The sequence below is a fragment of the Sphingomonas sp. UNC305MFCol5.2 genome, from assembly GCF_000712135.1.
In the GTDB taxonomy this organism is placed as follows: Bacteria; Pseudomonadota; Alphaproteobacteria; order Sphingomonadales; family Sphingomonadaceae; genus Sphingomonas.
In genome coordinates this window covers 2,501-18,405 of the sequence record NZ_JOOE01000006.1, presented here as the reverse complement: position 1 = coordinate 18,405, position 15,905 = coordinate 2,501, and the positions used below count along the sequence as shown (strand labels likewise).

Here is a 15,905-nt window from a genome sequence, read left to right as displayed (position 1 = left end):
ATGGAGGGGCGCGTCCAGCGGGAAAAGCGCGCGGAGCGCTTGATCGCGGGACAGCCGCGTGGTCATCTTCGCGCGATGCTCGCTACGCGCTTCCCCCCCGATCTGATGGCTGCCGCGCTCGCGCTGCACGACAACCGCCTTCCGGACGCCGAACGCGGGCTCAAGGCCTATTTGAAGCGCGACCCGTTCGACGCGCGCGCGATCCGAATGCTCGCCGAGCTGGCCGGGCGGATCGGGCGATTAAAGGATGCCGAGAATCTGCTGCGCCGCGCAGTCGAGATCGCCCCCGCATTCACTGCGGCGCGCGCCAATCTCGCGCTCGTCCTTTATCGCCAGAATCGTGCGAGCGAGGCGATGGAGGAGCTCGACCGGCTGATCGAAGCCGAGCCCGACCATCCCGGCCACGCTAATCTCAAGGCCGCCGCGCTCGGCCGGCTCGGCGCGTTCGAAGAGGCGATCACGCTTTACGAACGCGTGCTCGCCGAAGCGCCTGCGCAGCCCAAATTGTGGATGAGCTACGGCCATATGCTCAAGACCCTGGGCCGCCAGGCGGACGGCGTCGCGGCATATCGCAAGGCGCTCGCGCTTTCGCCGACGCTGGGCGAGGCGTGGTGGAGCCTCGCCAATCTCAAGACGGTGCGCTTCGACGATACCGATATCGCTGCGATGGAAGCCGCGCAGGCCGAGCCCGGCATAAGCGACGAAGACCGGTTCCACCTCGATTTCTCGCTCGGCAAGGCATATGAGGATCGACGCGAGGTCGGCCGCGCCTTCGCGCATTATGCCGCGGGCAATGCGCTGCGCCGGACGCAGCTCGTCTACGATGCTGACGAGACCGAGCGTTTCGTCGACGATTGCATCGCACTGGCCACACCGGAATTCTTCGCCGATCGCGTCGGCTGGGGCAGCGACGCGCGTGATCCGATCTTCATCCTCGGCATGCCCCGCGCAGGCTCGACTCTGGTCGAACAGATCCTCGCGAGCCACAGCCGGATCGAGGGCACCACCGAGCTTCCGGATCTCCCCGCCCTCGCCCGGCGCATCGCGGAATATCCGCACGGCCTGACCGCGCTGACCGCCGAACGCGCGCGCGAACTCGGCGAGGAATATCTGCATCGCACCGCGGTCCAGCGCCGCACCGATCGGCCGCTGTTCGTCGACAAGCTTCCCAACAACTGGGCGCATGTCTTGCTGATCCGGCTGATCCTGCCAAACGCCACGATCATCGACGCGCGGCGCGAGCCGCGCGCCTGCTGCTTCTCCAACTTCAAGCAGCATTTCGCGCGCGGCCAGGCATTCAGCTACGCGCTGGACGACATGGGACGCTATTATCGCGACTATGTGCGGCTGATGGCCCATCTCGACCGCGTTCAGCCCGACCGCATCCACCGCGTCGTCCACGAAGCCATGGTAGCGGATACCGAGTCCGAAATAGCCCGACTGCTCGATGCGTGCGGCGTTGCCTTCGAACCGGCGTGCCTCACGTTCCACCAGACCGAGCGCGCCGTGCGCACCGCGAGCTCCGAACAGGTGCGCCAGCCGATCTTCACCGGCGGCGACCGCGCCTGGCGACCGTTCGCGCCGCATCTGGGCCCGCTCACCGATGCCCTCGGGGAGCTGATCGAACGCTATCCGGACGTGCCGGCAAACTTGTAACGTTGCAGAAACATCACGGTCGACCAAGGATCGCACCTGCACGCCCGCGCAACGATTGACGCCTGTTGCGTCGCAGCACAGTCTCTCATGACATTGAGGTTACGCTGGGGATTGCGATGATCGTGTCAATGCGCCGTACCGTGATTTTCGGGTTGCTCGCTTCGACTGCCCTGACTCTCCCAGCCCTGGCGCAAGCCCAGGATGCGCAAAGCACCAGCGACTTGCCTTCCGATCGCGACGAGATTGTCGTCACCGCGCAAAAGCGCGACGAGAACATCCAGTCGGTTCCGATCAGCATCCAGGCGATCGGCACGCGCAAGCTCGATCAGCTCAACATCTCGAACTTCAACGAATATACTCAGCTGCTGCCGTCGGTGGCGTTCCAGACGTCGTCGCCGGGCGTCACCACTGTCTACATGCGCGGCGTCGCGTCGGGCGGCGACGGCAACCATTCGGGCTCACTGCCTTCGGTGGGCAGCTATCTCGACGAGCAGCCGGTGACGACGATCGGCGGCACGCTCGACGTCCATATCTACGACATTGCCCGGATCGAGAGCCTCGCCGGGCCGCAGGGCACCTTGTACGGCGCGTCGAGCCAGGCCGGCACGATCCGTATCATCACCAACAAACCCTCGACCACCGCGTTCGAGGGACGCGTCGATGCCGAGGTGAACACCGTCGCGCATGGCGGCCAGGGCGGCAAGATCGAGGGCATGATCAACACGCCTTTCTCGGATTGGGCGGCGCTCCGCGTGGTCGGCTTCTATCAGCGCGACGCCGGCTATATCGACAATGTCGCGAGCACGCGCAGCTTCCTGCCCACGCCCGGGGGGATCACCGTCGACAATGACGAATTCGTCGAGGAAAATTACAACGATACGGAAACGTGGGGCGGCCGCGCCGCGCTCAAGGTCGATCTCGACGACAGCTGGACCGTCACGCCGACAGTGCTCTACCAGGAGATGCGCAGCCACGGTACCTATGGCTTCGATCCGAGCGTCGGCGACCTCGAGGTGCAGCATTTCTATCCCGAATACCGTCGCGACCGCTTCATACAGGGCGCACTGACGATCGAGGGCAAGATCGGCAATTGGGATGTGACCTATGCCGGTGCCTATCTCGACCGCAAGACCTATTCCTCGAGCGATTACACCGATTATTCCGAAGCTTATGACAATCTCTACGCCTCAGTCGGTGGGCTTGCGGGCTATTTCTACTATCAGGACAATGCCGGCAACACGATCGATCCGCGCCAGGTCGTGATCGGTTCGGATCACTTCAAGAAGACCAGCCAGGAACTGCGCGTCGCCTCGCCGTCCACGGATCGCTTCCGGATCGTCGCGGGCATGTTCTACCAGCGCCAGTCGAATCTGATCCATCAGGATTATCAGATCCCAAATCTCGGCGCCGACGTGTCGGTCAATGGTTCCCCGGGGACCTTGTGGCTCACCCAGCAGCACCGCGTCGACAAGGACTATGCGATGTTCGGCGAGGCGAGCTTCGATCTCACGCCGAAGCTCAGCTTCACCGCGGGGGCGCGCGCCTATATCTTCGACAATTCGCTGATCGGCTTCTTCGGCTTCGGGAGAAACCCGGGCGTCGATCCCGCCGACGGACGCCCTTATACCGCGTCGCCGTTCAATGCTGCCGGAAGCTCGCGCACCGGCGTCGCTGGCTGTTTCCTCGCCGACGGACGGACGCTGCGCGATGCCTATCTCGACGGCAGTCCCACCAATACGCTGCTACCGGCGACGGTCGCAGGCGGACCCTGCACCAATCTCGCCACCTATGTGGGCGGTGAGCTGCGTCCCAAGAAGACGAGCGACCAAGGCGTCACCTATCGTTTCAACCTGACCTGGAAGCCCAGCGATGCGCTGATGTTCTATGCCGTGGCGTCGAGCGGCTTCCGGCCGGGCGGGATCAACCGCCGCGGCGACGTCGCCCCTTATTCCACCGATGTCCTCTACAACTACGAGCTGGGATGGAAGACGACGCTGGCCGACGGCCTGCTGCGTTTCAACGGCGCGATCTATCAGCAGAGCTGGAAGGACTTCCAATTCTCCTTCCTCGGCCCGAACAGCTTCACGATCATCCAGAACGGCCCGGACGCGCGCATTCGCGGGGTGGAAATGGACGCCAACCTGTTGCTGGGTGGGCTTAGCCTCACGGCCGCGGGGTCGTATACCGATGCCAAGACCCGCGAGGACCTTTGCGCGACGCAGATCTGCATCGGTGACGGCAGCGATGTGCTGGCGCCCGAAGGCACGCGGCTGCCAATCACGCCGCGCTTCAAGATCAGCGGCAACGCGCGTTATTCCGTGCCCATAGGATCGGGCCGCGGCTATGTGCAGGGGCTGATCGCGCATCAGAGTTCGGCTTCGTCGGACATCCGCGTCGCCAAGGCGGCAGCGTTGGGCCGAATCGAGTCCTACACGACCGGCAACCTCGCGGTCGGTTTCGAGTTCTCGCGCATGAATTTCGAATTGTTCGCGCAGAATATCTGGGATGAACGCGGCCAGATCTCGCGCTTCCAGCAATGCGGCGCGTGCGATCAGCGCCCCTACATCGTCCCGATCACGCCGCGGACCATCGGCATAAGGGCGGGAACGCGGTTCTAGGCGAAACGCGTCACTGCCGCGGCCCTGTTGCAACACCATCTGGATTTCTGGGTGTAGTGGCTGCGTGGTGCAGCCGTTGTTGTGTTCGGGACGCGAAAAAGCCCCCGGTTTTTGGCGGGGGCTTTGGTGTATTGCGGTGTTGAGCGACCTTGGTTGCGGGAGTAGGACCTTTTCCGATCTGATCAGCGCCACATCTATTTGAAATCGCTAAATAGTTATTGCGACCTGTGCCGCCGATACCCGGCTTATACCCCCACCTATCGCAAGACGCGATGAAACGCCTTCGGATCGAGCCGAGCCGAAGCGCGCCCTCGCCGGCATCGCAGAGGTACCTGGACTCGGTGTGCTTCCGATCCCTAGACGCTCAGCCGTCCTAAGCTTCGGATCCCCCCCTCTCCGCCACTTCCTTCTACTATCAGATTGATACTCAAAGATACTTCTTCGGTGGCCGGATCTCGGTCCCACTTACGGTCCCATTTACATTCGGGGATCTGATGGAGCGCCTTCGGGCTTCCCGAGCCGCGAACTCGACAGCGGAAGGCTAATGCGCCGCGCGGCCTCGCAAATCGGTCCGCCGTCTGGAGGCGGAACGCTGCCCTCTGTCGGCAGGACTTCGGTAGCGTCCCATGGAGTTGGCGGAGCCCACTCCATGGAACACGTCTCGTCAGTACGCTCTGTAGAAAGAATAATCCCACCACACAGTGGCACCACTTACTCCGCTTTGCGTCACTTGAACGTTGGGGCCGGAGAGGGAGATGGCCACATTCGCCGAGCCGGCGTTGTTGCGGAGCAAAATCGGTGCGGCACCGCTAGCTCCCGACTGCATTATGGTGGCGACGGCCGTATAGGCCCCACCTTCGCCTCCGATCCAGATTGATACTTCATGAAGCCCGGGAGTGGCCGGCACAGCGAAAATCGTAGTCGGGACCCCACTAGGGGCGGTAGTTGACCCGCTCGCGTCATGCACCGTACGTCCGGCGAGGGGCCCGTTGCTTGTGCCGTAAACGTTATCTTCGGGGCGAAAACCTCGAGATGGATTGGTGACATAAAGATCGACCCCGGCTCCGCTTCCTGCGGCTCCGTTTCCCGCGAGAACGTTGCCCTTCAGAATATTGGCAGGCGTTTGGCTCACGAGTCCATGGCCACCCATACCGGTGATGACATTCCCGGTCGCAGTCGATCCATTGCCCGCAATGATTATGCCGCCACAATCCAGGTTCTTACCTGGGCCGTCGAAGGCGCCCATTGTCAGGCCGGAAACGGTACAATAGCTGCCTATAGTAATGGCATAGGGTTTCGTCGTTCTGCAGTTGGCAACGCTGCCACCTGTCCAGGTGCAGTGATCACCCAGAAGCACGGCTCCATTCATGTACATCGAGCAGCCGGAGAAGCTCACATACTCTGCCGAACTCGCGTCGATCGAGATGCCCGTGCTTGCGGCCGATCCAACAAAGTGGACCCCTGTGACAGTCGCGTACGCCCCGCCGGCCTTGACGTGCAGCTGCCGCGCACCAACCATCGTGGGCTGGCTCTCGAACGAGTCGCCCGTGAGGATGGCGTTTGCCCCCTCGATAACGACTGAGGTATTATCGTTCCGACTAAACCGGTTGCCGATGAACTGGGTGTGGTGACCAGCGGTTTCCACGAAAACCTGATTCGTGGCAGCAATGTTTGTGTCAGCCTCGAACTGATTGCCGATCAATTTCACGTCGGCGGTCAAGGCGTTCAGGCGGACGTATGGAGCCCCGACGCAACTCTCGATCTTGTTCTCGCTGAAATTCGTCGCCTGCACGATGGGGCCGGTCGAATTTGCGCTCGCAAAATCGACTGCGGAATTCCCGACGTCGCCGCATCCGCGAATATAATTTCCGCTCAGGTTGGATCTTTGAAGGTTAATCGCTTTTATTGCAGAACCCTTGATGTAGTCGAAGCGGCACTTCTCCACGGTTCCCTGCGAATAATTGACAAGCTCTAGTGCAGCCCCGGTGACCGTGTTGCCACCCTGAATCCCGCTGGAAGTCTCCCCAGGATCATCGTAGAATCGCAACCCTCTGATCTCCCCGCCTGCAGAGGACAGCTGGATCACTGATCCGGTAATGGGTGCGTTCACTTTGATATAGCTCTCTTCCCCGGTACCCATCGATCCGATAATGTTCACAGTCTTGTCGGTCGTGCCCGAGATCTGGCTAGTCACACCGTACTTACCGTCCGGGAATCTGAGCGTCCCTCCGCTCGCGCACACCGCATCCAACGCCTGCTGAATGGCACTTGTGCAGTCCGAGCCGTCAGCGACCGCGCCAAAATCCTGAGGGGTTACATGTACCATCGTATGCCTCCGTCGCTCTTGTTGGAACAAACAAAGAACACGCCAAATCCTACATTTCAAGCGTCACGACGCAGAGCGCTCCGGCTCAAAAGTAGCTTCGGAGAGGCGACGATCGTCGCAAGTGCTGTGGCGATAGCTGATGATCATAGCCTCTACGAACGGCTGCATAAGCTCGTTCGTGGGCACGGGCACACTTACGGTCACGTACCGGGATTGCGCGCCCGGCGGCGCTGGCCATAGAGCTCGACCCACTCCGTCCGTGCTGGCGCCAGGGAACCAGCAAAGTCTTGAGTGCGCGATCCTGCGGCGTTCGCTGCCACTGGCGAGCATCTGGCCCGCAACGGCAGCTATCGCGCCCTTGGCTCCCAAAAGCTGCCCGTCTGAAAATCCCGATACCAGACACACCGGTCGCAGCACACAACCCGGCGCAGGTGTTCCATCCAAATAATGGGCGAGCAGTGATCGAGCCCGGTGGGCGCCTTTACAAAGCGAGGAAGCGCGGGAGGGAGTTGAGATTCCTGCACAAGGTATTGGAATGGTTGTAATAACTGGGAGTGTGTCGACGCAGACTGACGTGCTCCCCAGAAACTCCTCCCGTTTGAGCTAGAGTCCTTCATTGGGGAGGACGACGATGAAGCACAGCAGGTTTAGCGAGGAGCAGATCATAGCGATCCTGCGTGAGCAGGAAGCTGGGTCATCGACGGCGGACGTGTGTCGCAAGCACGGCGTGAGCAGCGCGACGTTCTACAAATGGAAGGCGATCTATGGCGGCATGGATGTGTCGCAGGCGCGCAAGCTGAAGGTGTTGGAGGACGAGAACGCGCGGCTGAAGCGACTGCTGGCCGATGCGATGCTCGACAATGCGGTGCTGAAGGAGGTTGCCTCAAAAAACTGGTGAAGCCTGCCGCTCGCCGAAGGGCTGTCGAAGGTGTTCGACAGACCTTCGGCATCAGCGAGCGTCGGGCGTGCGCCATCCTCAGCGTGGATCGATCGTCGATGCGCTATGCGCATCGGCGTAGTGATGATGGCGACCTGCGGTCGCGTCTTCGCGAGATCGCGCTCAAGCGTCGCCGGTTCGGTTACCGTCGGCTGGGGATCATGCTGGCGCGCGAGGGTCTCGTCATGAACCACAAGAAGCCGCTGCCGCTGTATCGCGAAGAGAACCTGCGCGTGCGTCGCCGACGTGGTCGCAAGCGGGCGATGGGCACGCGAGCACCGATGACCTTGCCGCAAGGGCCTAACCAGCGCTGGAGCCTGGACTTCGTCAGCGACACGCTGGTGTGTAGCAGGCGTATCCGCATCCTGGCCGTGGTCGATGACTTCACGCGCGAGAACCTCGCGCTGGTGGTCGACACGTCGCTGTCGGGCGCTCGTGTTGCCCGCGAGCTCGATGCGATCATCGCGGCTCGCGGCAGGCCGCTGACGACCGTGAGTGACAACGGGACCGAGTTGGCCAGCCTGGCGATCCTGCGCTGGACGCAGGACCGGCAGATCGAGTGGCATTACATCGCGCCCGGCAAGCCGCAGCAAAACGGCTACGTCGAGAGCTTTAATGGTCGCTTGCGCGACGAATACCTGAACGAGACGCTGTTCGCGTCATTGAGCCATGCCCGCTCGGTGCTGAGCAGCTGGCGCTATGATTACAACCATGTGCGGCCGCATAGCGGGATAGGCGGGCTGACGCCCGCCGATGCTGCCAGGCGGGTTGTACAGCCCCGCCCGCAAGGGCACGATGATAACCCCGGACTCCAGTTATGACTGGAGGAGTTTTGGGAAGCACGTCACCGACGCCGCTCGAGCACGGTCTCGGGAAGACGCGACCGAAGGTCGCCATCGTCACATGGAGCCCAACCTGGCGGTCGAGTTCTACAGCCGTTGATGCGGGGATTTAGCGCGAGCCAAATCCGGCAACCATCAGCGGCTCGGCCGGCGGCACCTGAAGCGCCGACTGCCCGGCTTTGCCGCGCCAGCCCTGCCAAAAAAGATGGGGAGGTCCTTTGGTGCTGCCCCTTTTCTTCAAGGCTGCAGGCCTAAGGCGGCCCGCAAAAACGCGTCGGACTTGCCGAGCAAGGTCTTGCGCGCGGAGACGCTGTCGAGCTGGTGGTCGAGGTTCTTGAACTCGACATAGTCGACCTTGGCGCCGGCATCCTTGAGAGCGTTCTGCATCATCCTGGATTCGCCGACGCCAACATTCTCGTCGAGGTCCCCATGGAACAGCAGCACCGGCGCCTTGATCTTGCCAGCGTTACGCGCCGGCGATCCTTCGCGGATATGCGGGCCGTTGCCGATGAACCGGTCGACCAGTGGATAATTGACGTAGCGGCGGGATTCGGATCGCAGCGTCTCGAGATCGGTGACCGGCGCCACTGCGACGATCGCCTTGAATAAGCCAGGGTCGAGCACCGCCGATTGTAGCGCGGCATAACCGCCATAGGACCAGCCGACAATCGCCAGCTTGCCCGGTGCGGCGATGCCCTCCTTCAGCAGCCACCGCCCGCCATCGTTCACGTCGCCGATTGCGGTACGCCACGATTGGAAGCCGTTCTTCTGGAACCACTCGCTGCCATAGCCTGTCGAGCCGCGGAAGTTGGGCTGGAGCACGGCATAGCCGCGTGCCGCAAAGAATTGCGGCAGCCAGTCGAAGGTCCACTCGTCGCGCGCACCGGGTCCTCCGTGCGGCATGACGATGGTGGGCAGGTTCTTGCCGTCGCTGTCTGGCGGCAGGGTGAGATAGCCAGGAATGCGCGTCCCGTCTGCCGCCGGGAAATCGACGGGCTTGACGGTGGCCAGCGCCATGCCGGCCAGCTCTTTGCGCACCGGCATCAATTCCTCCAGCGCGCGCTTCGCCTTGTCATAGCGATAGAATATGCCTGGATTGGAATCGCTGCCGGCCCATAGCAACAGCTTGCTCTCGTCGGCGCTGGCGTCGACCCACTCGAGCAGAGGAGTCTTGGGCAGAGCCTTGGCGAGCGCGGTTTGCAACTTGCGCAACTCGGGATCGAAGAATTCGGCCTGGCGGCGGTCGGTGGCATAGCTCACGCCCACCACCCGGCGCTGGCGTCCGACCCGGATCAGCGTGTCAACGTCGACCTGCGGGTGCGCGAGCACCAGGCTGCGCGTCAGCTTGCCGTCCAGCGAGATGCTGTAGAGCGCACGGCGTCCATCCTTGTCGTCGAAGCCGTAGACAAGGTTCTGCGCAGGATCGACGGCATAGGGATCGAAGCCCGAGACCTGCCCGCCCTCGAGCGTGAGCACACTCAGCGGTTCCCAGTCGCGATTTTCGGCAAGTCGATAGAAATAGCTCACCTTGCTCTTGAGGTAGCCCGACGAGTCGGAGCTGCGCAGGCCATAGATGCGCACCTTGCCATGACCGTCACTGATATATTCGCTCGCGCCCTTGCGCGGCTGTTCGACCAGGCGACGCTTCATTGTCGTCGCCTCGACCAACTCGACCGCCATGCCGCTTCGCCTCTCTGCGAGCTGCGTGCCGGTGGAATATTCGGGTACGATCTCGCGGGTCATCAGCACCGAACCGTCAGAACCATCCGGGCCAAAATCGATGACGTTGCCACCCTGCTGCATCGGTCCCAGCGCATTGCTGCCGGCGCGGCCGGTCAGCACCTGCAACTTGCTGCCGTCGTTATTGACTGCGATCAGCCGCGTAAACGACAAGTCGTTGGAGCCCTGCGCGATCATGTAGACGCCGCAGACGAGCCGCGTGTTGCTTGCCCAGCGGCAAAAGCGCAGCCGGTCGGGATTGCCGCCGGCCGCTAAAATCTGCTTGGGCACCGACCCCGCTACCAGATCGGCAACCAGCAAGGCCTCGCCGTGATCGCCTGCCGCGCTGATGATTGCAACCTTGCTGCCGTCCGGCGACAGGCTGATTCCGCGCACCGTCTCGCGCGCAGCGAACTTTGCGACGATCTCCTCGCCGGTCTGCGCCATAGCGGGGGGACTCAAAAGCATCGTGGAAACCGCAAGCAAGCAGCGCATTGAAGTCATTCTTGTCCCCCCAATCCTGTGCGAGAGTTGCGGCTTTTTTCCGCTTGGGCAAGAGCCCATGATTCGACCTGCCGGAGGCACGCCGGGCGACCATAAGGACCAGAACCAGGCGATCGGCTGGATATGGCAGGACGGCTATGAACGCGATTGGCTCAGCGGTGGCTGACCTTCTGGTGGAAGTCTCATCTTGAATACCTCTTCCGCAGGAATTGCCAGGGCGCGTGGAACGAGAACGATGACGCAGCCATCACTTAATATCCCGTGTCGCGCGACGTTATCCGGACTGTGGCGCGGTCGGGCATCTCGACCGTCGTATCCGAGGAAGGGGAGGACGGGAGCGCAATCGACCCGGTGCACGAGGTGCTAGGAATTGCCGGCTGCTATGCCTGGCCCTAGTTTACAGTCTGCAAAGTTGGCGGAGCTATAGCCATATGTTCGCCGGCAGCTTTCGCAATTGTTCGTCTGCAAGCCGACAGCCCGCATACGGCCCAGTTCCAGCCCCCCGAGATTCGAGCGCACGATGTCTGCTTTCCGGGCCCGGGCGGCTGAAAGCGGTCTGCCCGCTGACGGCCCGAATCACGCCGTCGCGGGCGCGAAATCTGCGTCCGATCGCATATCCTCATCGCGATCGATCGCTCCAGCTATCACGCCGGCCCAAGTCTCGAGCATGCGTCGACGGGGCGTCAGATAGAGTGCGCTGTTGTAGGCGCTGCGGACATCGTCGCGATCGGCGTGGGCGAGCGCCATCTCGATCCAGTCTGATCGATAGCGCTCGGCCTCATTGGCCCATGTGGATGCAAGCCCGCGAAAGCCGTGGACGGTCTGGCGGCCTCGATAACCTATGCGATAGCAGGCATAGATCATGGTATTCTGGGAGATGGGCTGGCCGGCCTTGTCGCCGCCAAAGACGTAGCCACGGCTGGAGTATGCCCGCACTTCGGCAAGCAGCGCCACCACTTGCGGAGCAAGGGGCACGATGTGCTCGCGCTCCATCTTCATGCGGCCGGCGGGCACCCGTCAGAGCGGCTCTGCACCGGCGAGTTCCTCAAACTCGTCCCATGTCGCAAGACGGGTCTCGTTGGTGCGCGCCCAGGTCAGCAGCGTGAAGAGCAATGCGGCACGGGTAACGGCGCGTCGGCGTGGCGTTTCCTCGCCGTCATACCGGTCGATCGCCCGCACGGGTGCCGGAAGCTCGCCGAGCCCTACCCGCGCCATATGACGCGTCCGCGGCTTTGGCTTGAGGAGGTCGCTGAGATAGGCGGCAGGATCCTGATCGGCCCAGCCCTGCGGAATGGCAAAGCGATAGATCTGGCTGACATGCTGCTCGAGGCGTCGGCTGACGTCGAGCGCTCCCCGCGCCTCAACCGAGCGCACCATGGCGAGCACGTCCCCGATGGTGACAGCACGCAGGTCCCGGCTCCCGAGCGCCGGAAAGGCATCACGCTCGAGCCGGTCAGCAATCGTGAGGCGTGCCCGGCGTCGAGCGCCTCGAGCCGATTCTTGTGCCATGCGCGGGCAGCTTCCTCGAAAGTCATCACCGGCGCCGCGGTCTCCCTCGCGCCGGGATCTGTGCCCTTCCCCAGCGCCACCTTGGCCTCAGCGCGGCGCAGTCGCGCCTCCGCCAGGCTGAGCTCAGGATAACGGCCGAGCGAGAGCAGCTTTTCCTTGCCGTCGAACCGATATTTGAAGCGCCACAGCTTCGAGCCGTTGGGCCGGCCGAGCAGGTAGAGGCCGTCGCCGTCGGCAAGCTTGTAGTCCTTTGCGCGTTTCGTTGCGTAGCGGGCTTCGAGTTCCTTGAGAGCCATTTGGCGGTACTCCGCAGGTTGTCTGCGGTATTACCCCCGAAAATACCCCCAAATGCAAATCGACGCAGTGGCATCCGGCGGCATCCGGAGGGACGCTCTGGGGCTTCGCGACTCGGCTTAAGCCACAGAAAAAGGGCACAAAAAAACCGCCCCGGGATGTCCCGAGACGGTTTGATTATTACGACCTTGGTTGCGGGAGCAGGATTTGAACCTGCGACCTTCAGGTTATGAGCCTGACGAGCTACCGGGCTGCTCCATCCCGCGCCATGGGCGCGACCGGAGGTCGCTTAACTTGTGAATGGGTTTTTGCTGATTTGCGTTTCGCACGGGCTGCAATGCCTGGCGACGACCTACTCTTCCATCGCTTGAGCGATAGTACCATCGGCGCTGTCTGGTTTCACGGCCGAGTTCGGGATGGGATCGGGTGGTTCACAGACGCCATAGCCACCAGGCAATGGAGCCCGTGCGACGGGCAGCCTGGGCTGCCCTTTGGGCGCAAATCAGGGTTTCAAATCGATACCGTGCACACGGGTTTGAATAAAGCTGCGACTGGATCATCCGACCAGAATGTCAGCCAGAGCTGTCATTGATGGTGGAACTCTCAAGCGCGAATAGGACAATTAGTATCGGTTAGCTCCATGCGTTACCGCACTTCCACATCCGATCTATCAAGGTCGTGGTCTTCGACCGTCCTAAGAAATCTTATCTCGAGGGAGGCTTCCCGCTTAGATGCTTTCAGCGGTTATCCCGTCCATACATAGCTACCCAGCTGCGCCGTTGGCACGACGACTGGTACACCAGAGGTATGTTCAACCCGGTCCTCTCGTACTAGGGTCAACTCCTCTCAAATTTCGACGCCCACGGCAGATAGGGACCAAACTGTCTCGCGACGTTCTGAACCCAGCTCACGTACCACTTTAATTGGCGAACAGCCAAACCCTTGGGACCTGCTCCAGCCCCAGGATGTGATGAGCCGACATCGAGGTGCCAAACAACCCCGTCGATATGAGCTCTTGGGGGTTATCAGCCTGTTATCCCCGGCGTACCTTTTATCCGTTGAGCGATGGCCCTTCCACGAGGGACCACCGGATCACTATGACCGACTTTCGTCTCTGCTCGACTTGTCAGTCTCGCAGTCAGGCTGGCTTATGCCATTGCACTCTAACAGCCGGTTTCCAACCGGCCTGAGCCAACCTTCGCGCGCCTCCGTTACTCTTTAGGAGGCGACCGCCCCAGTCAAACTACCCGCCACAGAGGGTCCCAGCACCGGATGACGGTGCGTGGTTAGACATCAGAAAACAACAGGGTGGTATTTCACATTGTGGCTCCACACTGGCTGGCGCCAATGCTTCAAAGCCTCCCACCTATTCTACACAGTTCCTTCCTAATGCCACTCTGAAGCTGCAGTAAAGGTGCACGGGGTCTTTCCGTCTAACCGCGGGTACTCCGCATCTTCACGGAGAATTCAATTTCGCTGAGCATGTCCTGGAGACAGTGGGGAAGTCGTTACGCCATTCGTGCAGGTCGGAACTTACCCGACAAGGAATTTCGCTACCTTAGGACCGTTATAGTTACGGCCGCCGTTTACCTGGGCTTCATTTCGGAGCTTGCACCCCTCCACTTAACCTTCAGGCACCGGGCAGGCGTCAGACCCTATACGTCGTCTTGAAGCCGACTTAGCAGAGCCCTGTGTTTTTGCTAAACAGTCGCTACCCCCTGGCCTGTGCCCCCTTGAACTGCTTGCGCAGAACAAGGGCCTCCTTCTTCCGAAGGTACGGAGGCAATTTGCCGAGTTCCTTCAGGACACTTCTCTCAAGCGCCTTGGTATACTCTACCTGACCACCTGTGTCGGTTTCGGGTACGGTCTATACGGTGGGGCTATTTCCCGGGACCTCTTCGAAGCACGATCAATCCGATAAGATCGTACAACACACGAGATCCGTCACACACCACCAGGCCCACGAATATTAACGTGGTTCCCATCGACTACCCCCTTCGGGCTCGTCTTAGGGGCCGGCTCACCCTGCGCGGATTAGCCTTGCGCAGGAACCCTTGGTCTTTCGGCGAGAGGGCATCTCACCCTCTTTATCGCTACTCATGTCTGCATTCGCACTTCCGATACCTCCACAGCCCATTACCAGACTGCTTCACAGGCTTACGGAACGCTCCGCTACCACGTGATCTTGCGATCACATCCTAAGCTTCGGTGCATCACTTTAGCCCCGTTACATCTTCGCCGCAGGAACCCTTGTTTAGACCAGTGAGCTGTTACGCTTTCTTTAAAGGATGGCTGCTTCTAAGCCAACCTCCTGGTTGTTTTGGGATTCCCACATGCTTTCCCACTTAGTGATGACTTGGGGACCTTAGCTGTAGGTCAGGGCTGTTTCCCTTTTGACGACGGACCTTAGCACCCGCCGTCTGTCTCCCGGATAGTACTCATAGGTATTCGGAGTTTGGTTAGGTTTGGTAGATCTCGCGACCCCCTAGCCCATCCAGTGCTCTACCCCCTATGGTATTCGTCCGAGGCACTACCTCAATAGTTTTCGCGGAGAACCAGCTATTTCCCGGCTTGATTGGCCTTTCACCCCTAAACACAACTCATCCGGTAACTTTTCAACGTTAATCGGTTCGGACCTCCAGTGAGTGTTACCTCACCTTCATCCTGGTCATGCCTAGATCGCCGGGTTTCGGGTCTAATACACCAAACTAAGTCGCCCTATTCAGACTCGCTTTCGCTGCGCCTACACCTATCGGCTTAAGCTTGCTTGGTACATTAAGTCACAGACCCATTATGCAAGAGGTACGCTGTCACCCCATAAAGAGGCTCCAACTGCTTGTAGGCAATCCGTTTCAGGTACTGTTTCACTCCCCTCATCGGGGTGCTTTTCACCTTTCCCTCACGGTACTAGTTCGCTATCGGTCATGTACGAGTATTTAGGCTTGGAGGGTGGTCCCCCCATGTTCAGACAGGATTACACGTGTCCCGCCCTACTCGAGTCCCTCAACATCACTTTCGCATACGGGGCTGTCACCCGCTATGGCGCTCCTTTCCAGAAGCTTCTGCTAGTTGAATTGAGGGCACTGGCCTGGTCCGCGTTCGCTCGCCACTACTAACGGAATCTCGGTTGATGTCTTTTCCTCCGGGTACTGAGATGTTTCAGTTCGCCGGGTTCGCTTCACGAAGCCTATTTTATTCAGCTAAGTGATACCTTTCTCCCATTACCCCGACCGTCATTGCTGACGCTCGAGATAATCGGATCAGGTGGGTTTCCCCATTCGGAAATCGTCGGATCAAAGCTTGCTCACAGCTCCCCGACGCTTATCGCAGCGTGCCACGTCCTTCATCGCCTGTACATGCCAAGGCATCCACGAATTGCCCTTACCTCACGCTTGAGAGTCCACACCACCAACGACAACACTGGATGGGTCATAAGACCCACACGAAACTCGGCAGAGCAGTGATGCGTGGTTTTACCAGGTCTCCACTCAGGCAACGCC

General features: G+C 60.8%; 7 protein-coding genes, 1 tRNA gene, 2 rRNA genes and 1 pseudogene. 3 read left to right on the top strand and 8 right to left on the bottom strand.

Annotated elements, in window-relative coordinates:
- The first annotated feature begins 75 nt into the window (after positions 1-75).
- Together BR78_RS0119935 and BR78_RS0119930 are read left to right on the top strand one after the other, a co-directional pair.
- The gene (locus BR78_RS0119935) at positions 76-1,656 is read left to right on the top strand and encodes a tetratricopeptide repeat-containing sulfotransferase family protein (protein ID WP_231478353.1); all 1,581 of its coding nucleotides are present in this window, start codon (positions 76-78) and stop codon (positions 1,654-1,656) included.
- Positions 1,657-1,784: 128 nt separating this feature from the next.
- Positions 1,785-4,274 carry a TonB-dependent receptor gene (locus BR78_RS0119930; RefSeq protein ID WP_331280263.1) on the top strand — a complete coding sequence of 830 codons (2,490 nt, stop codon included), beginning with the start codon at positions 1,785-1,787 and terminating at the stop codon, positions 4,272-4,274.
- Positions 4,275-4,938: 664 nt separating this feature from the next.
- Here BR78_RS0119930 and BR78_RS0119925 read toward each other — a convergent pair.
- Entirely contained in the window at positions 4,939-6,600 is a 1,662-nt protein-coding gene (locus tag BR78_RS0119925; protein WP_025561087.1) for a hypothetical protein, read from the bottom strand.
- Positions 6,601-7,231: 631 nt separating this feature from the next.
- On the opposite strand from BR78_RS0119925, the gene BR78_RS0119915 reads away from it, so the two are divergent.
- Positions 7,232-8,358, top strand: a protein-coding gene (locus BR78_RS0119915; protein WP_443027693.1) for an IS3 family transposase whose coding sequence is annotated in 2 segments (ribosomal slippage) — positions 7,232-7,481 and positions 7,481-8,358 — 1,128 coding nt in all. Because the reading frame shifts where the segments join, the coding sequence is not laid out codon by codon here.
- A gap of 258 nt (positions 8,359-8,616) precedes the next feature.
- Here BR78_RS0119915 and BR78_RS0119910 read toward each other — a convergent pair.
- From BR78_RS0119910 to BR78_RS0119885, 7 genes and pseudogenes are all read right to left on the bottom strand, one after another.
- Positions 8,617-10,566, bottom strand: a complete 1,950-nt coding sequence (locus BR78_RS0119910; RefSeq protein ID WP_049810784.1) for an alpha/beta hydrolase family protein — start codon at positions 10,564-10,566, stop codon at positions 8,617-8,619.
- A gap of 612 nt (positions 10,567-11,178) precedes the next feature.
- A complete protein-coding gene (locus BR78_RS22255) occupies positions 11,179-11,601 on the bottom strand; it encodes a tyrosine-type recombinase/integrase (protein ID WP_231478352.1) in 423 nt (140 codons plus the stop codon).
- A gap of 18 nt (positions 11,602-11,619) precedes the next feature.
- Positions 11,620-12,111 (bottom strand): tyrosine-type recombinase/integrase, encoded by a 492-nt coding sequence (locus BR78_RS22250; protein WP_231478364.1) that lies wholly within the window; start codon positions 12,109-12,111, stop codon positions 11,620-11,622.
- A 98-nt stretch (positions 12,112-12,209) separates the two neighbouring features.
- A pseudogene (locus BR78_RS22245) lies at positions 12,210-12,407 on the bottom strand (Arm DNA-binding domain-containing protein); the annotation flags it as partial.
- Positions 12,408-12,594: 187 nt separating this feature from the next.
- Positions 12,595-12,671, bottom strand: a tRNA-Met gene (locus tag BR78_RS0119895).
- Positions 12,672-12,744: 73 nt separating this feature from the next.
- A 5S ribosomal RNA gene (gene rrf / locus BR78_RS0119890) occupies positions 12,745-12,859 on the bottom strand.
- A gap of 148 nt (positions 12,860-13,007) precedes the next feature.
- Positions 13,008-15,800 (bottom strand): 23S ribosomal RNA (locus BR78_RS0119885).
- Positions 15,801-15,905 lie beyond the last annotated feature (105 nt).

Coding starts and splice junctions, on each gene's coding strand:
- BR78_RS22255 (WP_231478352.1), bottom strand. CDS start 11,601: ATGAAGATGGAGCGCGAGCACATCGTGCCCCTTGCTCCGCAAGTGGTG.
- BR78_RS0119935 (WP_231478353.1), top strand. CDS start 76: ATGCTCGCTACGCGCTTCCCCCCCGATCTGATGGCTGCCGCGCTCGCG.
- BR78_RS0119910 (WP_049810784.1), bottom strand. CDS start 10,566: ATGCTTTTGAGTCCCCCCGCTATGGCGCAGACCGGCGAGGAGATCGTC.
- BR78_RS0119930 (WP_331280263.1), top strand. CDS start 1,785: ATGCGCCGTACCGTGATTTTCGGGTTGCTCGCTTCGACTGCCCTGACT.
- BR78_RS22250 (WP_231478364.1), bottom strand. CDS start 12,111: ATGGCACAAGAATCGGCTCGAGGCGCTCGACGCCGGGCACGCCTCACG.
- BR78_RS0119925 (WP_025561087.1), bottom strand. CDS start 6,600: ATGGTACATGTAACCCCTCAGGATTTTGGCGCGGTCGCTGACGGCTCG.